This window comes from Nocardia sp. NPDC058705 (assembly GCF_042749305.1).
GTDB lineage: Bacteria > Actinomycetota > Actinomycetes > Mycobacteriales > Mycobacteriaceae > Nocardia.
This window is the reverse complement of the sequence record NZ_JBHYRN010000026.1, coordinates 27643-47209: the sequence shown is the minus strand read 5'-3', so window position 1 is coordinate 47209 and position 19567 is coordinate 27643. Positions and strand designations below refer to the sequence as shown.

The following is a 19567-nucleotide window of genomic DNA, read 5'->3' as shown; positions in this document are numbered from 1 at the left end:
CGCACTAATGGAATTCGCAGCGCGAGCGGTTGTGGATCGGTATTCACCGGCCGATCGCGGCGATCAGCATGAACGCCGTCCCGATATCCATCACCACATGGGGCACCAGGGCCGAGGTCAGCGGGTGTGCGCCGGCCGGGTGGACGAAGCGGTGCCAGCCCGGTCCGTGACCGACGGTACCGAGCGCGAGCAGCGCGTCGAGGCCGAACAGTACCGCCAGCGCGACGGCGGGCCAGGTCGCCACGCCTTCTCCGTGTACCGCTCCGTGCCCGGTCATCGCGTAGAGCATCGCCGCGGCGGCGAGGGTGTGATAGCCCAGCGCGAGCACACCGTCGGGTCCGCTACGCCACTGCACGGCCCGTTCGACGAGCAGGACGGCGAACGCGACGGTGAGGCCGGTGAGCAGCCCGCGCATCGCGTGCGGGTCGACGGCCGCGGGAAACACCAGCATGGCCAGCATCACCAGGCACATGAGCAGGTGCGCACCCTCGGACGCCGCATCGACCCGCAAGGCGGGCGGTGGCCGCCTGGTCAGCCGGGTCGCCACGATCAGCGACGCCAGCACGAACGCGGCAACCACCGGCCACCGCACGAACGCATACTGCTCCACGAAATCGGCCACACCCCACCACTTCCGAGTCGACACCCGCTCGACCATGCTCGCACCCCCGCGTTGCCCACGGGTTGCTTTTCCGCGGTCGGACGTGCCCGCTGACGTTCGCAAAGTCACACTGTCGGGGGTCGACCCGAGTCGCCGAACATCGCTACCGACCCGCAAACTGGACTTATGACCGATAACCGAACCGTCGCGGTCGACCAGCTCCGCGTGGTGGCCGATGACCTCTCCGGCGCGCAGGTCCGTGCCCTGCTGGCCGCCCACCACGCCGAAATGGCGAGCACCTCCCCCGCCGAGAGCATGCACGCCCTCGACCTCACCGCGTTGCGCGATCCGGCGGTGACCGTGTGGAGCGCGTGGTCCGGCGAAGACCTCGTCGGGTGCGGTGCGCTGAAAGAACTCGACCCCGAACACGCCGAGATCAAGTCCATGCGCACCGCCGACGGGCACACCGGCCGTGGCGTCGCCGCCACCGTGCTCGCCCACCTGATCGCGGTCGGCCGAGAACGCGGCTATCGGCGACTGAGCCTGGAGACCGGCACCCAGGATCTGTTCGCCCCGGCCCGCCGCCTCTACCTGCGCCACGGCTTCACCGAATGCGAACCCTTCGGCAGCTACTCCCTCGACCCGCTGAGCCAGTTCTTCACCCTGCCACTGGATCGTTGCTGACTCCTCGCGACATGATGTCGACATGGCCTCGCCGACTCCGACGTACCGGGTAAGGATGGGTCGACGGGACGCATCCGCGACGCTGTAGGGAGTCACGATGAAGTACGTGATCATGATCCATTCCAATCCGCAGCCGTGGGGTCACCCGACCGGTGACTACCTGCCCGAATTCCAGGCGTTGCCCGCCGAGCAGCGTGATCGGCTGAACGCGGACTTCGAGGCCTTGCTCGGCGAGCTGCACGAGCGGGGCGAGTTGCTGGGTGGTGAGGCGCTCGGTGCGCCGGAGTCGTCGCGGTTGTATCGGTGGAACGATGCGAAGCCCCTCGTCACCGACGGGCCCTATTCCGAGGCCAAGGAGCATCTGGCCGGGTTCTTCCTCATCGATGTCGAGAGCCGCGCGCGGGCCGAGGAGATCGCCGCGCAGTTCATCGGACCGGGCGAAACCGTGGAACTGCGCCCGACCATGCAGCTGAGCGAACACGACTGATGGACTCGCGAGCGGTCGAGGACGTGTGGCGGCAGGAGGCGCCGCACGTCCTGGCCGCTCTCCTGCGCAGGCACGGCGACCTGGGCGACTGCGAGGACGCGGCCCAGGAAGCGGTGGCCGCGGCGGCTACACAGTGGGCTCGAGACGGGTTGCCCGACAGCCCACGCGGCTGGCTCATCACGGTGGCCTCGCGACGACTGATCGACCGCGCCCGCGCCGACCACGCCCGCGCGGAACGCGAACAGGCAGTCGCGCTCGCCCAGCCCGCCGACACCTACGTCGCGGCCGCCGCCGACGCAGCATCCGACGACGGCGACGACACCCTGCGGCTGTTGCTCCTGTGCTGCCATCCCAGCCTGAGCCGCTCCTCCCAGGTCGCCTTGACCTTGCACGCCGTCGCCGGGCTGAGCACCGCCCAGATCGCCGCCGCCTACCTCGTCCCCGATCGGACGATGACCCAGCGATTGACCAGGGCTCGTTCGACATTGTGTTCGGCCGGTGCGGTTTTCGAGCTACCCGCTGACGCCGATTTACCTGCCCGGATCGCCGCCGTCCTCGATGTCTGCCACCTGATGTTCGCCGAGGGGCACACCCGCTCGGCCGGTGGCACGCTGGTCGAGGAGACCATGGCGGCCGAAGCCATCCGGCTGACCCGCCAACTCCACGCGGCGATTCCCGATCACGACGAAGTCGCCGGCGCCCTGGCGCTGATGCTGCTCACCCATGCCCGCTCCGCGTCCCGGATGCGCGACGGCGATCTGGTGCCACTGGCCGAACAGGACCGCACGCGCTGGGATCAATCGATGATCGCCGAGGGGGTTGGTCTGCTCGAACGTGTCCTGCCTCGCGGTCACGTCGGCCGGTTCCAATTGCAGGCGGCGATCGCGGCGGTCCACGCGGAGGCTCCCACCTGGGCGAGCACCGACTGGCGTCAGATCACGATCCTCTATGCCATGCTCGACCGCGTTGCCCCCAGCCCGATCGTCACCCTCAACCGCGCGGTCGCGGTCGGTACCGCGTTCGGTCCGAAAGAAGGCCTGGCACTGGCGGATCCGCTACTCGACGACCCGGTGATGGTCCGCCACCATCGCACCCACGCGGTCCGCGCCCATCTGCTCGAACTGATCGGCGACAAACCCGCTGCCCTCGAAAGCTACCGCCGTGCAGCACAACTCACGGCCAGCATTCCCGAACAGCGCTACCTCAACACCCGCATCCGCCGCCTCACCGACACCACCTGAACCCTCGCGGCACGCTCAGCGCAGGCGGAAAACCGGGCCCTTCGGGGTGAACGGGAGCGAAGCGTTCGCAGGGACGAGGAAGGCGTGTTCGCGGCGGATTCGTAGTGCGTCGCATTGGCCGTCGGTGATCACCAGGATCGGGCCCTCGGCGGGGAAATCGTCAGCGCGTTCGAGCAGGCGGATGCCGGGCTGCAGGACCGTGCCGCCGCGCCCGCGGACCCGCACACCGGCGGCGATTTCTTCCACCGGGAGGTAACCGGCGTCGTAGGCGGCGGCGTCGCAGTAGACGACCCTGGCTCGCGGCACGTCTCTGGCCAGCGCGTACGAGGCGATGGCACCGAGCCCTTTGCCTAGCAAGGTCACGTCCATGGAGCCCGAAGTATCGAGGACCACACCGAAAGTCGGTAGGCGCACGTTCTCTTCGGGCCGCACCCATGCCGGGCGCGGGATGTCGGGTGTCGAGGCCTGGCGGCGGGAGGCGCGCGCGTAACTGCGCCGTTTGTCGACGGTGGGGACGTGTTCGTCGAACCATTGGGCCAGTTGCGCGTCCCACGGCAGTGGGGGCTGGTCGAGGGCGCGGATCGCCTGTTCCAGGGCGGCGGGGACGTATCCGCGGCCGCTGTCGGTGTGGTACGCGAGCCCGGTCATCAGCGCGCTGCGGTAGTACTCGTCGAGGTCGATATAGCGGCCCGCGCTGCCGGGGTGTGGCAGCGGTTCGTCGAGGACATCGCCGAGGCCACGGCCGCGCAGGGTGGCGAGTTTGCGCAGTCGGCGCAGGTCGACGGCGATGCGGTCGTAGATCTCCTCGGCCGAACACCCTTTCAGCGCCGGGTCGTAGAGCAATCCTTCGGGCATCTCGCCCACACCCATCTCGACCAACCAACCGTTGACGACGTAGTCGCAGGCGATGTTGAACAGATAGTGGTCACGCCACTGCGCGCGTTCGCCGTGTCGCAGTGCGGCGTGCAGCATTTCGTGTGCGAGGACGAATCGCCACTGTTCCTCGCCGAGGCGGAGCAGCGGATTGACGTAGATCTCGGCGGCTTCGGCATTCACTGCGGCGACCGAAATGTCCCAGCTGCGTGCGAGATCGGCGTCCGCGACCACCGTCATGCCAGCGGCGAGGGCTCCGAGCAGCGGAAACGAGGACACGAACCAGCCGAGCGCGCTGTCCCACGGCCCACGGTGACGCAGCACACCGTCGGCGCCGCGTTCCCCGCCCGCGGTGGCCAGTGCCGCGCGGGCGGCGTCGGCGATGCCCTTCGCGAATCGGGCGGGCGCATCCACACGTTTCGCCGTCTCGGGCGAGGTGAGCAGGAAATCGGCGATCCCCGCGCGCGCGAACGCGTCCGGCACCGCGGTGTCGCGCCACCGGGCGGCAGCGGCGTGCTCGTCGGTCAGCGCAGGCGTCGGCGGGAAAGCGTCGGGCCTGGTGCCGATCTTCATCGTCGCCAGGTAGGTGTCGACGGCGGCACAACAGGCGGCTCGATAGGCCGGATGTGGTGCGCGCGCCTCGGGCGAGTTCTCGGTGTCGCTGGAATCGAGGTCGATGATGTTGTCGGGCACCGTGTTTCGCGGGTCGAGGTGGCCGAACCCGGCGTGCAGTAGGCAGTGCGCGAACGCCCACGCCCATTCCTGCGCGCTCGCACGACGTTTCGGGTGATAGTGCATGCCGGAGCCGGTCAGGCGCGCCCACACCTCGCGCGGGGTCCGCTCGTCGAGTCGGTACAGATAGGTGGTCACCGGCCCTGTGTTCGACGACCCGGTGATCAGTGGCTGCAATGCCGGATGGTCGCGCACCGACTTCCACCCGTCATCGATCGCCTGCTCCCACGGATCCACGGCCGTACGACGCTTGCGGGTGGAGGCCATGGTCAGCGCCGCGCTGCCAGGCGCGGGAGGTCCCGCGAGACCTCGACGAGAAACCACGACGGCAACAGTGGCACCCCGTCGGTGTCCGAGGCGATCACCAGTTGCGCACACTCCACCGAGATCTCGGCGAGTTCTATCAGCAGGGACTTGACGCGCAGCACGAAGCGCTGCACCGCGGGCGAGGTGTGCGCACGGTCGCCAGGGAGTTCCTTGATCAGCCGGGCGCGCATCGTTTCGGACAGGAAGTACAGCAGGTCACGGTCGGCCGGGTCGCGCGGCCATGAGGCATCACCCTTGATGACCGCGTCCAGGTCGTAGGCGTGGCGGATCGTTTTCACGAACGCCCGGAAACCGGAGCTGTGGCCGAGGGTGAGGGTGCCCGCGGAGAGGACCTGCAGGGTCGTGTCGTCGATGTCGTCGCCGCAGGAGTGCAAGGCGTCGGAGAGCATGTGCCAGCCGCGAGGCGTGGAGAACGGGGCCTCGGTTTTGGGTGGGGCCGACCACAGGTGGTCGGGGCGCTGGGTGAGGTAGCGGATGATCCAGGGGTGAATGTCGTTGGTGGCGGCCCACTTCAGCCAGTCGTCGACATCGGCGCGCAGGTGCAGATGCACCATGCGGTTGACCAGTGCGGAGGCCATCGGCCGGGCGAGAGCGTTGTCGGTGGCGCGATTGCCCGCGCCGATCACGACCGAGCCCGCGGGCAGTTCGTAGGTGCCGATCCGGCGATCCAGGATCAGCGAGTAGAACGACTTCTGCACCTCCGGCGAGGCGGCATTGAGTTCGTCGAGGAACAGACAATACGGTTCTGGCCGCGCGATCATCTCCGGCGGAGCGAACCGGCTGCGATCATCGACGATCTGCGGGACCCCGATCAGATCCTCGGGGGCGAGCTGGGTGCCGAGCAGGGTGACACAGTCGAGACCGAGCGATTCGGCGAAGGTCCGTACCAGGGAGCTCTTGCCGATTCCCGGTGCGCCCCACAGGAATACCGGTCGCACCACCGCGACATGCAGCAGCAACTCCGGTAGTTGATCCGGTGTCACGGTCACCGATGATTGCACGCAGGTCCTCCCCCTGTTCGATCAGAACAGAGCCGAGGCTAGCCCGCACGGCATCGGGCCCGCCAGCGAGTTTCGCCGACGGGCCCGATGGTGTGGCGAATCAGCCCAGGGCGCGGGCGAATCCTTCGGCCAGTTCGGCGACCTGCGCGTCGGTCATCACGAACGACGGCGAGATCTGCATGGCGCCCGCACCGGCGGCGCGGCCCGAGATGCCGTGTCCGCGAAGGGTTTTCACCAGCGCGGGCCCCTCGGACGGGTCGGCGAGCTGCACGGCTGCGACTGCACCGAGACCGCTGCGAACCTCCGCGACGCGGGGGTGGTCAGCCAGCGGGGCCAGAGCGGTGTGGAGCGTGGACTCGAGGCGAGCGGCTTCCTCGAGGAGGCCTTCGCGTTCGACGATGGCGAGGTTGGCCAGGGCCGCGGCGGCCGCACCGGCGTGGCCGCCGTAGGTGTAGCCGTGGCGGAACCAGGTGCCGCCCGCGTAGAAGGGTTCGGCGATGTGGGGGGCGATGAAAACCGCGCCCATCGGGAGGTAGCCGGAGGTGAGGCCCTTGGCGGTGGTCATCAGGTCGGGCTGCAGGTCGAAGCGGGTGGAGGCGAACCAGGAGCCGCCGATGCGCCCGAAACCGGTGACGACCTCGTCGGCGACGAACAGGATGTCGTGGTCGCGGCAGATCTGGCGGACCTCGGCCAGGTAACCCTGCGGCGGCAGGTACACCCCGCCCGCGCCGATGATCGGTTCGCAGAAGAACGCGGCGATCTTCTCGGCACCGACCTCTTCGATGAGGGCGAGCAGCGACTTGGCGTCGTTCCATTCGACGGTGCGGGTGTCCTCGACCAGCACGCCGTAGCCCTCTTTGTTCGGCGTCAGACCGCCGAGCGCGGTGCTCGCGTAGTGCATGCCGTGGTAGGCCAGTCGGCGTCCGACCAGGATCTTCTTGTCGGGGCGGCCCTGTTCGTGCCAGTAGCGCCGGGCCAGCTTGGCCGCGGTTTCCACCGAGTCCGAACCACCGGAGGTGAAGAAGATCTTGCTGCCGGGAACGGGCGCGATCGACGACAGTTTCTCGGCGAGTTCCTGGGTGGGGGCTTCGGTGAGATCGCCGAAGTTGGAGTAGTGCGCGATGGTGCGCAGCTGGTCGGCGACCGCGTCGGCGATCTCGCCGCGACCGTGGCCGACATTGGCGAACCACAGCCCGGCGGTGGCGTCGAGGTACCGCTTACCCGCGGTGTCGAAGACGTAGGCGCCCTCGCCGCGAGCCACAACGAACGCACCGTCACGATTGACGGCACCCATATCGGCGAATCCATGCCAGAGCGCATTCATGGGTCCACATTTACCCCACTCGGCTACCGCGCGCGCACCTGGCCCACCGCTGTCTCAGTCCTCGGACTTGCGTTCACGCCATCGGGCGGGCAGGTCGCCCAGCGAGGCCATCGCCACCGCGAGCACGACGAACACCACCAGCAACACCACCAGACCGATGGTCAGCGACACATAGCCCTGGGTGCGTGGGTCGATGAAGGGATACGGATACCAGTCGACGATCGGGCCGCGGATCAGGCTGTAGACGCCGTAGGCGACCGGGAAGATCAGCCACAGGCCGACCAGTTCGAGGGTGGGTCGCAGGCGTTTCGTCATGGCGACGAACAGCCAGTCCAGGAGCAGGACCAGCGGGACGATGCGGTGCAGGACGTCGTTGATCCACTTGTCGGTGAGCATCACGTCGACGTCGGCCAGCAGGATGGCGTATACGACCATCGTGATCAGCATGTAGAGGGTGACGGCGCCGCGAAACGTCTGCCAGCGTTGACTTTGTGGGGCGAGGCCGCCGCCGACGAGGAGCACGATCACCGACAGCACGTTGGATTCGATGGTGAAGTAGCTCAGATAGTTGGTGAGCGAGAACGTCGCCGAGTCGATATTGCGCAACGGGATCCACACCAGGGCGAGGACCCCGAGCAACCCGAACGCGATCCGGTACGCCCTGATCCACCACGCCGTTCGTACCGGTGTGCTCATGCGGTGTCCTTTCCGAACACTCGGACGTCAGGTGAAGTGGCTCCTGTGCGTGTCGACCCCGCCGGCCGATTCGGCATGCCGAGCCCGCTGCACGCTTCCGTACGCTGGCGGCTCATGCCGGGATCTTCGCATGACCCGACCCCGCTGACCGGGAGTTCGGACTCGCGTACCTGTCGCGTCACGGACAGGTGTGCGGACTCGCGGACCTCGACGGCCACACGACACGGTGTGTCCTTGGTCTCCGCGAGGGTGCGCGCAGCCGACGCGCGGGAAATTCGGTGGCGCCCTTCGCTAGGCTGGTAGCCGCAATGACCAGGACATCCAGCGCCGAAACCCGCGCGCTTCGCAATCGCCTGGCGGAAGTCTCGCTACGCGACGAACACCGGCTCCGACGCTCGCTGGACCGTGCCCGTCCCGACGACCTACCCGCCGTCGAGGCCGAGATCGCCACCGCCGAGACCCGCGTGGCCAACCGCCGTGCGGCGCTTCCGCAGATCACCTACCCGGAACAACTCCCCGTTTCCGCGCGCCGCGACGACATCGCCGCCGCCATCGCCGCCAACCAGGTCGTGATCGTGGCCGGTGAGACCGGTTCGGGCAAGACCACCCAGATCCCGAAGATCTGCCTCGAACTCGGTCGCGGCATCCGCGGCACCATCGGCCACACCCAGCCGCGCAGGCTCGCCGCGCGCACGGTGGCCGAGCGCATCGCCGAGGAACTGGGCACCGAACTGGGTGACGTGGTCGGCTATACGGTTCGCTTCACCGATCAGGCTTCGGACCGCACGCTGGTCAAGCTCATGACCGACGGCATTCTGCTCGCCGAGATCCAGCGCGACCGGATGCTGCGGCGCTACGACACGATCGTCATCGACGAGGCGCACGAACGCAGCCTCAATATCGACTTCCTGCTCGGCTATCTGAAGCAGTTGCTGCCGCGACGGCCCGATCTGAAGGTGATCATCACCTCGGCCACGATCGACCCGGAGCTGTTCGCCCGCCATTTCGCTGATGCGCAGGGCACTCCGGCGCCGATCGTGGAGGTGTCGGGGCGGTCGTATCCGGTGGAGTTGCGGTATCGGCCGCTGTCGCTGGAACTACCGGGGGTCGACGAGGACGAGGACACACGGGTCGTCGACCGCGATCCCACCGACGCCATCGCCGACGGTGTCGTGGAACTGTTCGCCGAGGGCGACGGTGACGTGCTGGTGTTCCTGTCGGGTGAACGCGAGATCCGCGATACCGCTGACGCGCTGCGTGACCTGAAACTGCCCCGCACCGAGATCGTGCCGCTGTACGCGCGACTGTCGGCGGCCGAGCAGCACAAGGTGTTCGCGCCGCATACCGGTCGCCGGGTGGTGCTGGCCACCAATGTCGCCGAGACCTCGCTGACCGTGCCCGGCATCCGCTATGTCATCGACCCTGGTACGGCACGTATTTCACGTTATTCGATGCGCACCAAAGTGCAGCGGCTACCGATCGAGGAGGTTTCGCAGGCCTCCGCGCGGCAGAGGTCCGGGCGCTGTGGTCGTGTCGCGGACGGTATCTGTATCCGGCTGTATTCCGAGGATGATTTCGAGGCGCGGCCCGCGTTCACCGAACCGGAGATCCTGCGCACCAACCTCGCCGCGGTCATTCTGCAGATGACGGCGCTGGGGCTGGGCGATATCGAGAGTTTCCCGTTCGTGGAGGCCCCCGATCGTCGCGCGATTCGCGACGGCATCGCACTGCTCGAGGAACTCGGTGCGCTGGCGCACGGGAGTTCGAAAACCATTGACGCCGAAGCGGATTCGGGTGGTCATCTCACGCTGACCCCGATCGGCCGGGAGATGGCCCAGCTGCCGGTGGATCCGCGGATGGCGCGGATGCTGGTGGAAGCGCAGCGCAACGGGTGTCTCGACGAGGTGCTGATCATTGTGGCGGCGCTGTCGATTCAGGATGTGCGCGAACGGCCCGTCGAGCATCAGCAGGCTGCCGATGCCCAGCATGCTCGCTTCGTGGTCGAGGGCTCGGATTTCCTGGCGTATCTGCGGCTGTGGGATTATCTGACCGAGCAGCGGAAGTCACTGTCTTCCAACCAGTTCCGGCGGATGTGTCGGGACGAGTTCCTGCACTATCTGCGGATCAGGGAGTGGCAGGACCTGCACGGCCAGTTACGCACGATCGCGCGCGGGATGGGCTGGAACGACGCGGGTGCGGGTCGCGGACAAGCGAATTCCGAGACCACTGGGCTCAGTGAGTCGGTCGGTTCCCGGCGCACCGGCGCTACCGACCGCTCGGCCGACGGTATCGGCGGCAATCGCGGACGCCGCGGTCGTGGACGCGGCAATTCCGCACGCCCGGCGGCCGCGTCGAGTACGGACTCGGTTGACATCCACAGCGCATCCGACGTGACGAACGCCGAGGACACCGGCTCGCACCAGACGCCCGACCGCTCTCGACGCAACGGCGGCAACGGCGGCAACGGCGGCAACGGCAAGCGTGGACAGCACGCGGCGGTTGCGAAAGCTGGTGGCGGGTCGCCGGATTCGGCTGACGACGACGCTATGCCGCGGCCGAGCACGCAGATCCACCAGTCGCTGCTGGCAGGCATGCTCTCGCATATCGGTGTGCGCGAGGCGGAGTCTCGCGAGTTCCTCGGGGCACGCAATGCGAAGTTCATGATCTTCCCTGGGTCGTCGCTGGCCAAGAAGGCGCCGCGCTGGGTGATGGCGGCGGAGCTGGTGGAGACCTCGCGGTTGTGGGGGCGGATCGCGGCGAAGGTGGAGCCGGAGTGGGCCGAGCGGCTTGCCGGTGACCTGGTGAAACGTACGTATTCGGAACCGCATTGGTCGGCCAAGCGCGGTTCGGCGCGGGCCTATGAGCGGGCCACGCTGTACGGGGTGCCGTTGGTGACCGGGCGGCCGGTGGACTTCGGACGGATCGACCCGGAGCTGTCGCGGGAGCTGTTCATCCGCCACGCCCTGGTCCAGGGGGAATGGCAGACGCGGCACGGGTTCTTCGCCCGCAACCGCGCCCTGATCGACGATGTCGCCGACCTCGAGCATCGCGCCCGACGGCGCGACATCCTCGTCGATGACGAAGTGCTGTTCGAGTTCTACGACAAGCGTGTGCCCGCCGACATCGTGTCGGTGCGCCATTTCGACAGCTGGTGGCGCAAAGCCGAACGCAAAGACCCTGCCCTGCTGGACTTCTCGACCGAGACCGTGGTCAATGCCGGTGTCGCCGCACTCGACCCGACCGACTTCCCCGACGCCTGGCGTCAGGGTGAACTCAGCTTCCCGCTGACCTACCAGTTCGAGCCGGGCCAGGACGACGACGGCGTCACCGCGCGCATCCCGGTGGAGCAACTCGCGCATGTGCGGGCGGTCGGCTTCGACTGGCTGGTGCCGGGCATGCGCGAGGAACTAGCGGCCGCGTTCATCAAGACCCTCCCGAAAACGTTGCGGCGCGCGGTCGTTCCCGCTCCCGACTTCGCGGCGGCTGCCCTGCGCGCGCTGACTCCGCGCGCCGAACCTCTTCGCACGGGCCTCTCGCGAGAACTTTCGCGGCTGGGGTCGGTCACCATCACCGCCGACGATCTTCCCGCCACCGCGCTGCCGGACCACTTGCGGATGACCTTCGCCGCAGTCGATCAGCAGGGCAAGGTGCTCGCCAAGAGCAAGAGTCTACAGCAGCTGAAAGCGCTACTGGCCGACCAGGTTTCGGCCTCGGTCGCGCGGGCCACCGCTGGTGCCGAGCGCGCGCCCGCGACGGTGTGGACCTCGGAATCGCTCGGCTCGGTCGCACCGACGGTGAGTCGCGAGGTCGCCGGACAAACGGTGACCGGCTACCCGGCACTGGTGCCCGAGGGCGAAGGTGTGGCGGTGCGCGTGCTCAGCTCACCCGCCGAGCAGGCGGCTGCGATGCGCGCGGGCGTGCGCACGCTGCTACTCGCCGCGATCCCCACCTCGACCCGCGCGGTCACCGCCGGGCTGCCCGCCCGCGATCGGCTGGCCCTGAGCCAGAACCCCGATGGCTCCCTGGACAAGCTGGTCGAGGACTGCCGGGTCGCCGCCGCCGACGAACTCATCGCCAGGGCAGGCGGCCCCGTCCGCACGCCCGCGGAGTTCGACAAACTGGTCGCGGCCGTTCGCCCGCAACTGTCCACGGTGGTCGTCGCGCTGATCCGGGCGGTCGTGCCGGTCCTCGCCGCAGCACAGCAGGCACGTTCGGCGCTGTCGGACACCCTCGAAACAGATATCGCCGACGATGTCCGCCAGCAGCTCGACGACCTGCTGTTCCCCGGCTTCGTCGCCGAATGGGGGCGGGTGCGGTTGCGTGAATTCCCCCGTTACCTGCTCGCCGCGGCGCAGCGCCTGGAATCGCTGCCCGGCTCGGCGGTACGTGACCGGCAGGCGATGGTCGAGGTGGACCGGATGCTGTCCGCCTACGACAAGCTCGTCACCGCGCTACCGCCCGGCCGCAAGAATGCCCGCGACGTCACCGAGATCTGGTGGATGATCGAGGAACTGCGCGTCAGCCTGTTCGCCCAGAAGCTGGGCACGCCCTACCCGGTGTCTGCCAAGCGCATCGAAAAGGCCATCAGCTCGATCCGACGCTGAAACCGCCGCCGCGCGTTGGAGAGCCGATGTGTCGCAGCGCAATCGGTCGCGGCGACGGCGGCCGACCGGTGCGGAGAGCTGCGTCGCGGCTCAGTCGGTCGCGACGACCGCGGCCGCGCGAGCCGCTCGCATCTCGGTGATCTCGCGTTCGAAATCGGCTGCGCTGGTGAAGGATCGGTAGACCGAGGCGAAGCGCAGGTAGGCCACCTCGTCGAGGTCACGCAGCGGGCCGAGGATGGCGAGGCCGACCTCGTGGCTCGGAACCTCGGGAGAACCCTTGGCGCGCACCGCGTCTTCGACCTGCTGGGCCAGGAGGTTCAGGGCGTCGTCGTCGACTTCGCGGCCCTGGCAGGCGCGGCGCACACCGACGATCACCTTTTCCCGGCTGAACGGCTCGGTCACGCCACTGCGCTTGACCACCGACAGGATCGCGGTCTCGACCGTGGTGAACCGGCGCCCACAGCTCGGGCAGGAACGACGGCGACGGATCGCGGTGCCCTCCTCGGCTTCCCGCGAGTCGACGACGCGCGAGTCGGGGTGTCGGCAGTACGGGCAATGCATCCGAGGATTCCTTCGTCGATGCGCATTTCTATTCCATGGCTCTTGACAGGATACCGCTCAGGATGACACAACCTGCCACTGCGTAGTCAGGTCCGCGAGGACGGCGGGCAACCGGGTCAGCAGTCGGCCGCGGTCGAGCTTGGCGGCGAACGGCTCGCGATACACCGTCGCCGACCGCGCGGTATCGGCGGCGAGCGCGAGGTGGCGGGGCAGCAGGTCGGCGGCGAGGTAGTCCCAGCGGGTGTCGCGGTCGGCCCAGTTGAACGCGGGCAGCGGCATCCGTAACCCCAGCGGGCGGCCGGCGGCGACCGGCGACCACACCGTGACCGGGGCGTACACGCCGGGCGCGCGGGTGCCGGGAACGGCGGGTTTGCCCGCGACCGTTGTGACATAGGTGAGCACCCGGCCCATCCCGTCGCGACCGTTCGCGGTCACATCCCACTGGTCGGCGACGATCTCGTTCTGCTCCCGATCGGCCATGGCGGTCAGCGCGTCGACGCGGCCCGCTTCGGTACCGCCGTCGATCCCCCGCCATGCCGCCCGCATGCGGTCGCCGATCACGCCGGCCGCGTACATCTCGTCGATGGCTGCCATGCCCTCGGCGAGGTAGGCCTCGTGCATCGAGACCAGGTCGGTGAAGATGTGCTTTTGCATGGTGATCAGCCGCGTCTGATACCAGGCCAGATCGGCGGCGGTCAGGCGTGGGCCGAGGGTAGCCAGGGCGGTGATGTCGGCGGGGACACCGGTGAGCAGTTCGGGCGGGGTGGCGCGGAGCAGGTCGGCGACCGTGTTGCCGAGTTGGTGGATGCCACCGACCGTGACGATGTCGCCGACATCGCCGACGTCGAAGAAGCCCGCGGCGAAGGAGGCGCCCGCGATGCCTGCCATGCCTGCCCAGTAGAGGTCGGAGCGGGTGGCGGCGAGGCGGAAGTAGTTCACGTACACCTGGTTGAAGGTGGCGGAGTTGGCGGCGGCGCCGCGCTCGGGCACCCACGCTTCGAGGTCGATGGCGGCGTTGTCCGTGGCCACGACGAGCCAATACTGGTGCAGCAGGGTCGCGTACCGCGTCGGGTCGATGTCGGCGGCGCGCGCCTGGGTGAGTGCGTCGAGCAGGGGTGGCTGTGTCGAGGGAAGATCCGGGTGTAGCCCGCCGCCGTATTCGCCGTCACTGTTGAGCGCGGGCAGGTCGAGGTATTCGGTATACGCGGGAATCGCGTGCGCGGCGGGTGTCAGCAGACCGCCGAGCACCACGCAGAGCAGTAGTGCGATCGAGCTGCGGCGCACCGAGACCTCGCCTCCGGGGGTTCGGTCGAGGCCCCCGCCCCGACTTTCGCCACCGTAGCAACGTGTTCTAGTTTCGGGGTGCGATTCGTCGATACCGGCCACTGCGCACGCCGACCGACAGTTCCCGAAAATGTTTGTGCACAACTATTTTCGGCTCATCGGCCGGGTTCGAACTGGGGGCCGGACGGGAGACCCGCCTGCTCCGAGATTGCGGGGACGGTCGAGTCGACATGGTCGACGAAACTGCCCGCGCGTACATGCGCGAGCCCGAGGAAAGCGACGACGATCAGCGCGGTCACCAGCGCCGTCACAGCTAAAGCGGCGAACCCGACCTTGGCCTGTTCGACCCGGTGCAGCGGATGCACACCCTGCGCACGGCCGGCGCGCACGGGACCTCGGGCGTAGAGCGAGAGTTCACTGTGCGGCGTGCGGTACTGCGGGCCGCGATCGGCCGACGGGCGAACGACCTCACGGGTTCGGCGCGCCGGTTCACTGCGGGGCACAGTCGCGAAAGCGAGATCGAGCTCGGCGTCGGTGAGTTCGATCCGCCGGGCGACGCGCACGATCTCGGCAGGTTCGGCGGCGGGCAGGCCGGGGGCGCTCAGCACGCCGGATCGGACGATACTGCGCGTCACATCCGCGGTTCGGCGGGACGAATCAGGGCTTGCGACGGGTGGTGTTTCGACCGCCTTCTGTTCGACGGCCGCGGGCTGAGAAGTCGGCCGGACCAAGGCGAAAGGCCGTGGGGCGCGGGCGGTCCGGCGTCGGCGGAGCAGCGGCTCAGGGGCCGCGGTGGGGTCGAAGGAACGCAGGGCGCTGGTTGCTGTGCTCATCGGAAGAACCTCCGGGGTGGTGTGCTCCGCTGCTGCGAGAAAGTACTGGTGAGGCGACTGCGCCTCTCGTTGTTCGAACACCTGTGCGACGAACTGATGTTCGATTTCTACCAGATTCCAGCGCGACTGTCAGCACGAAACGCCCGACATGCTCGAACAGATGTTTGATAGTTCGGCGTGGCCCGACTAGCCTCGAGATGGCGAATTCGACAACTCAGAAGGGCGGGACACGGTGACCCACACAGACGACACGGGTGACGAAAGCGGCACCGGCACCGTCACATCGGGATCCGGAACGGATCTCACCGTGCGTCAACGCACGGTCCTCGATGTCATCCGGTCCTCGGTGACCGAACGGGGCTATCCGCCCAGCATCCGCGAGATCGGCGACGCGGTCGGTCTCACCTCCACCTCCTCGGTGGCCCATCAGCTGCGCGCCCTCGAACGCAAGGGGTATCTACGCCGCGATCCGAATCGACCGCGCGCGGTGAATGTCCGCGGGCTCGACGAGGCGGTGCGTTCGGTCACGACACTGCCCCAGCCCGACGAGGCCGACCCGAGTCGCCCGACACCGACCTTCGTGCCGGTCCTGGGCCGGATCGCCGCCGGTGGCCCGATCCTGGCCGAACAGGCCGTGGAGGACGTGTTCCCGTTGCCGCGCGAGCTCGTCGGCGAGGGTTCGCTGTTCCTGCTCAAGGTCGTGGGCCAGTCGATGGTCGACGCGGCCATCTGCGACGGCGACTTCGTGGTGGTGCGTCAGCAGAACGTCGCCGAGGGTGGTGACATCGTCGCCGCGATGATCGACGGCGAAGCCACGGTGAAGACCTTCAAGCGCACCGGCAAGGACGTGTGGCTGATGCCGCACAACCCGCACTTCGAGCCGATCCCCGGCAACGACGCGCAAATCCTGGGCAAGGTCGTCACCGTCATCCGCAAGATCTAGCGGCGCACGGTCGCGGTCATCTCCCAGATCAGCAGCTCGGCGGCGGTCACGGCGGTTACGCGGTGGCCGCCGGTCGCGGTCAGGCGCACGGCGTCGCCCTGCTCCAGGGTGCCGTAGCCCTCGTAGTCAACCGTGCCACGAGCGAGGAAGACGTGACCATAGGGTGCGTCGGGAACCGTGATCGACTGACCGGGATCCAGTCGCGCGACGTGGAAGGCAGCATGACGGTTGCCGATGCCGATCGCCGCCTCGCCGCGATGACGTGACATACCGGACGCCACCGGGACCAGCGTGTTGCGGGCGAGTTCGCCCTCGATGTCGAGTTCCTGGTAACTCGGGGTCGCCCCCGTGGCGTCCGGCGGGATCCACATCTGCACCACGTGCAGGCGCTCGCGCTCCCGATAACCCGCACCGTTGCGCTCCGAATGCAGAATGCCCGTCCCCGCGCTCATCCGCTGGGCTAGCCCGGGACGGATCAATCCTGCGTGACCGACCGAATCCTGGTGCACCACAGTACCTTCCAGTACCCAGGTGAGAATCTCGGTATCGCGATGCTGATGGGTGTCGAACCCTTCGCCGGGGTCGACGATGTCCTCGTTGTGCACGAGCAGCAGTCCGTGCGCGTAATCCTCGAGCACGAAATTGCCGGTGACCGGGAACGACTGGCGCGAGTCGAGCCATTCGTTGCGCCAGCGCCTGCGGTCGGCGCCGGGCACGACCTGGACCTGTCCTGTCATCGTCACCCTTCCATCATCCGGACCTCGGTCCGTATAACTGGGTAACGGAATCGGCGTCGCGGGCATTCCACGGCGCCGATCCAGCCGTCAGCGAGTTCGGGTCACCAGGGCAGCGCTTTGCGCAGGCGGCCGACCAGGGTGCGGCCGGTATCGCGTTCGCGCTCGTTGAACAGGAACTGCAGTTCTTCCTCGAGGCCCTTGCGCACCACGTCGCGCAGGTCGGCGGCGGCGCCGTCGAGGTCGTCGGCTTCCATCCACGGGGTGGGGTCGATGGGGGTGCCCGCCGAGAAGTAGAAGCGTTCCGGGCGGGGTAGCGGGGTCGGGCCGACGCCCTTGACCAACGGCGGGCTCAGTTCGGGGTTGATGCCGAGCAGGCGGCAGGTCCAGCGCAACGGGGACATCACCGCGTGCTGGCCGTCGAAGACGATGTCGTAGGCGTCGTCGATGCCGATCATCGCCAGCGGCACGATCGGGACGCCCGCCTGGATCGCCATCCGCGCGAAACCGGTGCGGCCCTCCCACTTGAGTTCGTACTTCTCGCCCTTGCGGCGGATCGCCTCACGGCCACCGCCGGGGAAAACCACCACCGCTTCCCCGCGTTCGAGCAGCGCCAGGCAGTTCGAACGGGTGCCGCGGACGGCGCCGAAGTGGTGCAGGAAGTCCCGCACGACGGGCACCATCAGCACGTGTTCGGCCAGACCGCGCACCAGCCTGCCGCGCTCACGCAGGATCTCCGGCATGATCAGCGGGGCGTCGATCCCGCCGAGCAGATTGTGGTTGGCCACGATCAGCACCGGACCGTCGGCCGGAATGTTGTCCAGGCCGTAGAACTTCGGGCTGGTCCACGCCCGCAGCGGCGCGAGCACCGCCTCGAAGGCGCGGATGTCCCATTCGCTGGGCGCCGGGTTCAACGGCGCACCATCGGACAGAACAGGGCCGCCCTCCGCGACCCTGTTCTCCGTCACATTTTCCGTACGTTGATGGTCGTTCGACATAACACCCTCCTGCTGTCGATATTCGACCATAGCGTCCGAAAATGCCTGTGTCGCATCAACATTTATCCGCTATCGGCGGGCAAATCAGCAGAAAAGATCAGCTGTGCGCCGGTTCGGCCGGACCGGAGTGGGCGTATTCGGACAGGGCCGCCGCCAAGGCGTGCGGCACCCGCGCGCGCACCCGGGTTCCACCCTCCTCGTGATCGGCGGTGACGATCCGGCCGTCGGCGTGGATGCGGGCCAGCAGGTCGCCGCGGCTGTAGGGCAGCAGCACGCTGATGTCGACATCGAGTCCGCCGAGCACCTCGGACAGCCGCTCGCGCAGTTCCTCCACGCCCGCACCGGTGTGCGCGGAGACGAAGGCCGCGTTGGGCAGCATGCCGCGCAACCGGGTGAGCTCGTTCGGGTCGGCGGCGTCGATCTTGTTGACCACCAGCAGTTCCGGCGGCGCCTGCGTGCCCTGCTCCTTGATCACGTCGGTGATCACCTCGCGCACCGCCCTGATCTGCTCGAGCGGCAGCGGGTCGGCACCGTCGACGACATGCAGCAGCAGGTCGGCGCCGGTCACCTCTTCCAGGGTGGAGCGGAAGGCCTCGACCAGCTGGGTCGGCAGGTGGCGGACGAAGCCGACGGTGTCGGTGAACACCATCTCGCGACCGTCGTCGAGGGCGGCCCGGCGGGTGGTCGGGTCGAGGGTGGCGAACAGCGCGTCCTGCACGAGCAGGCCCGCGCCGGTGAGCGAGTTCATCAGGCTGGACTTGCCCGCGTTGGTGTAGCCGACGATCGCGATCGAGGGCACACCGCTTTCGCTGCGGCGTGCGCGCATGGTGTCGCGAGCGGTCTTCATCTCCCGGATCTCGCGGCGCAGCTTGGCCATCCGCTCGCGGATGCGGCGACGGTCGGTTTCGATCTTGGTCTCACCGGGACCACGCGTACCGACACCGCCACCGGCGCCGCCCGCGCGACCACCGGCCTGACGCGACATCGACTCACCCCAACCACGCAGGCGCGGCAGCATGTATTCCATCTGCGCCAGCGCGACCTGGGCCTTGCCCTCGCGGGAGGTGGCGTGCTGGGCGAAGATGTCGAGGATCAGCGCGGTGCGGTCGATGACCTTCACCTTCACGACCTTCTCCAGCGCGGTGAGCTGCGCGGGGGTGAGTTCACCGTCGCAGATCACGGTGTCGGCACCGGTGTCGAGGACGATGGTGCGCAGCTCCTCGGCCTTACCCGAGCCGATGTAGGTGGCCGAGTCGGGCTTGTCGCGGCGCTGGATCAGCGCTTCGAGGACTTCCGAGCCCGCCGTCTCGGCGAGTGCGGCCAGCTCGACCATGCTCGCGTCGGCCTGGGCGGAGCTGCCGGTGGTCCAGACACCGACCAGCACCACGCGCTCGAGGCGCAGCTGGCGGTACTCGACCTCGGTGATGTCGGTGAGCTCGGTGGACAGCCCGGCGACGCGGCGCAGCGAGGAGCGCTCGTCGAGCTGCATCTCACCCTTGGTCGGTTCGGCCGCCCAACCGGGCTGTTTCATGCGGGCCGCGTGGCGGGCCAGCGCATCGTCGACGTCACCGCGCTCGGCGGCGACGTCGGGATCGGCCGCGTGATTCTGCTCGGCCGATGTGGATTCTGTGGGTTCTACTGGTT

At 68.2% G+C, this 19567-nt stretch carries 16 protein-coding genes; 5 read left to right on the top strand and 11 right to left on the bottom strand.

Features of this window, described 5'->3' with window-relative positions:
* Nucleotides 1–43 precede the first annotated feature (43 nt).
* Nucleotides 44–646, bottom strand: a complete 603-nt coding sequence (locus tag ACFW6D_RS25140; protein ID WP_379331973.1) for a DUF5134 domain-containing protein — start codon at nt 644–646, stop codon at nt 44–46.
* Nucleotides 647–787: 141 nt separating this feature from the next.
* Here ACFW6D_RS25140 and ACFW6D_RS25135 point away from each other — a divergent pair, with 141 nt between their 5' ends.
* The 3 genes from ACFW6D_RS25135 to ACFW6D_RS25125 all read left to right on the top strand — a co-directional run bounded on the left by ACFW6D_RS25135 (nt 788) and on the right by ACFW6D_RS25125 (nt 3013).
* Nucleotides 788–1285 carry a GNAT family N-acetyltransferase gene (locus ACFW6D_RS25135; RefSeq protein WP_379331971.1) on the top strand — a complete coding sequence of 166 codons (498 nt, stop codon included), beginning with the start codon at nt 788–790 and terminating at the stop codon, nt 1283–1285.
* A gap of 97 nt (nt 1286–1382) precedes the next feature.
* On the top strand, nt 1383–1772 hold the full coding sequence (locus ACFW6D_RS25130) for a YciI family protein (RefSeq protein WP_379331969.1): 390 nt from the start codon (nt 1383–1385) through the stop codon (nt 1770–1772).
* Complete coding sequence (locus tag ACFW6D_RS25125; protein WP_379331967.1) at nt 1772–3013, top strand: RNA polymerase sigma factor; 1242 nt, start codon at nt 1772–1774, stop codon at nt 3011–3013. The genes ACFW6D_RS25130 and ACFW6D_RS25125 overlap by 1 nt, the downstream gene beginning before the upstream one ends.
* 15 nt (nt 3014–3028) lie before the next feature.
* Here the strand turns inward: ACFW6D_RS25125 and ACFW6D_RS25120 are convergent, their stop codons facing one another.
* From ACFW6D_RS25120 to ACFW6D_RS25105, 4 genes are all read right to left on the bottom strand, one after another.
* Nucleotides 3029–4942, bottom strand: a complete 1914-nt coding sequence (locus tag ACFW6D_RS25120; protein WP_379331965.1) for a hypothetical protein — start codon at nt 4940–4942, stop codon at nt 3029–3031.
* Nucleotides 4888–5946: an AAA family ATPase gene (locus tag ACFW6D_RS25115; RefSeq protein ID WP_379331963.1), complete on the bottom strand. Its 1059-nt coding sequence runs from the start codon at nt 5944–5946 to the stop codon at nt 4888–4890. The genes ACFW6D_RS25120 and ACFW6D_RS25115 overlap by 55 nt, the downstream gene beginning before the upstream one ends.
* A 100-nt stretch (nt 5947–6046) precedes the next feature.
* Nucleotides 6047–7270: an aspartate aminotransferase family protein gene (locus ACFW6D_RS25110; protein ID WP_379331961.1), complete on the bottom strand. Its 1224-nt coding sequence runs from the start codon at nt 7268–7270 to the stop codon at nt 6047–6049.
* A 54-nt stretch (nt 7271–7324) separates the two neighbouring features.
* Nucleotides 7325–7966 (bottom strand): Pr6Pr family membrane protein, encoded by a 642-nt coding sequence (locus ACFW6D_RS25105; protein ID WP_379331959.1) that lies wholly within the window; start codon nt 7964–7966, stop codon nt 7325–7327.
* Nucleotides 7967–8274: 308 nt separating this feature from the next.
* Here ACFW6D_RS25105 and hrpA point away from each other — a divergent pair, with 308 nt between their 5' ends.
* Complete coding sequence (hrpA, locus tag ACFW6D_RS25100; protein ID WP_379331957.1) at nt 8275–12570, top strand: ATP-dependent RNA helicase HrpA; 4296 nt, start codon at nt 8275–8277, stop codon at nt 12568–12570.
* A gap of 90 nt (nt 12571–12660) precedes the next feature.
* Here the strand turns inward: hrpA and nrdR are convergent, their stop codons facing one another.
* From nrdR to ACFW6D_RS25085, 3 genes are all read right to left on the bottom strand, one after another.
* Nucleotides 12661–13131 carry a transcriptional regulator NrdR gene (gene nrdR, locus ACFW6D_RS25095; protein ID WP_379331955.1) on the bottom strand — a complete coding sequence of 157 codons (471 nt, stop codon included), beginning with the start codon at nt 13129–13131 and terminating at the stop codon, nt 12661–12663.
* A 57-nt stretch (nt 13132–13188) separates the two neighbouring features.
* Complete coding sequence (locus tag ACFW6D_RS25090) at nt 13189–14415, bottom strand: hypothetical protein (protein WP_379331953.1); 1227 nt, start codon at nt 14413–14415, stop codon at nt 13189–13191.
* A gap of 155 nt (nt 14416–14570) precedes the next feature.
* Nucleotides 14571–15248: a hypothetical protein gene (locus ACFW6D_RS25085; RefSeq protein ID WP_379331951.1), complete on the bottom strand. Its 678-nt coding sequence runs from the start codon at nt 15246–15248 to the stop codon at nt 14571–14573.
* Between the two features lie 232 nt (nt 15249–15480).
* Here ACFW6D_RS25085 and lexA point away from each other — a divergent pair, with 232 nt between their 5' ends.
* A complete protein-coding gene (gene lexA, locus ACFW6D_RS25080) occupies nt 15481–16191 on the top strand; it encodes a transcriptional repressor LexA (RefSeq protein ID WP_379331949.1) in 711 nt (236 codons plus the stop codon).
* Here lexA and ACFW6D_RS25075 read toward each other — a convergent pair.
* From ACFW6D_RS25075 to hflX, 3 genes are all read right to left on the bottom strand, one after another.
* Nucleotides 16188–16928, bottom strand: coding sequence for a pirin family protein (locus ACFW6D_RS25075; RefSeq protein ID WP_379331947.1), 741 nt, complete (start codon nt 16926–16928; stop codon nt 16188–16190). The genes lexA and ACFW6D_RS25075 overlap by 4 nt on opposite strands.
* A 101-nt stretch (nt 16929–17029) precedes the next feature.
* On the bottom strand, nt 17030–17923 hold the full coding sequence (locus ACFW6D_RS25070; RefSeq protein WP_379331945.1) for a lysophospholipid acyltransferase family protein: 894 nt from the start codon (nt 17921–17923) through the stop codon (nt 17030–17032).
* A gap of 97 nt (nt 17924–18020) precedes the next feature.
* Nucleotides 18021–19454 (bottom strand): GTPase HflX, encoded by a 1434-nt coding sequence (gene hflX, locus ACFW6D_RS25065; RefSeq protein WP_379332054.1) that lies wholly within the window; start codon nt 19452–19454, stop codon nt 18021–18023.
* Nucleotides 19455–19567: the final 113 nt, after the last annotated feature.

Bases quoted from the DNA above. Each gene is read 5' to 3' on its own strand.
- ACFW6D_RS25110 (WP_379331961.1), bottom strand. From the start codon at position 7,270: ATGAATGCGCTCTGGCATGGATTCGCCGATATGGGTGCCGTCAATCGT.
- ACFW6D_RS25075 (WP_379331947.1), bottom strand. From the start codon at position 16,928: ATGACAGGACAGGTCCAGGTCGTGCCCGGCGCCGACCGCAGGCGCTGG.
- hrpA (WP_379331957.1), top strand. From the start codon at position 8,275: ATGACCAGGACATCCAGCGCCGAAACCCGCGCGCTTCGCAATCGCCTG.
- hflX (WP_379332054.1), bottom strand. From the start codon at position 19,454: ATGAAACAGCCCGGTTGGGCGGCCGAACCGACCAAGGGTGAGATGCAG.
- ACFW6D_RS25125 (WP_379331967.1), top strand. From the start codon at position 1,772: ATGGACTCGCGAGCGGTCGAGGACGTGTGGCGGCAGGAGGCGCCGCAC.
- ACFW6D_RS25130 (WP_379331969.1), top strand. From the start codon at position 1,383: ATGAAGTACGTGATCATGATCCATTCCAATCCGCAGCCGTGGGGTCAC.
- nrdR (WP_379331955.1), bottom strand. From the start codon at position 13,131: ATGCATTGCCCGTACTGCCGACACCCCGACTCGCGCGTCGTCGACTCG.
- ACFW6D_RS25105 (WP_379331959.1), bottom strand. From the start codon at position 7,966: ATGAGCACACCGGTACGAACGGCGTGGTGGATCAGGGCGTACCGGATC.
- ACFW6D_RS25135 (WP_379331971.1), top strand. From the start codon at position 788: ATGACCGATAACCGAACCGTCGCGGTCGACCAGCTCCGCGTGGTGGCC.
- ACFW6D_RS25070 (WP_379331945.1), bottom strand. From the start codon at position 17,923: ATGTCGAACGACCATCAACGTACGGAAAATGTGACGGAGAACAGGGTC.
- ACFW6D_RS25085 (WP_379331951.1), bottom strand. From the start codon at position 15,248: ATGAGCACAGCAACCAGCGCCCTGCGTTCCTTCGACCCCACCGCGGCC.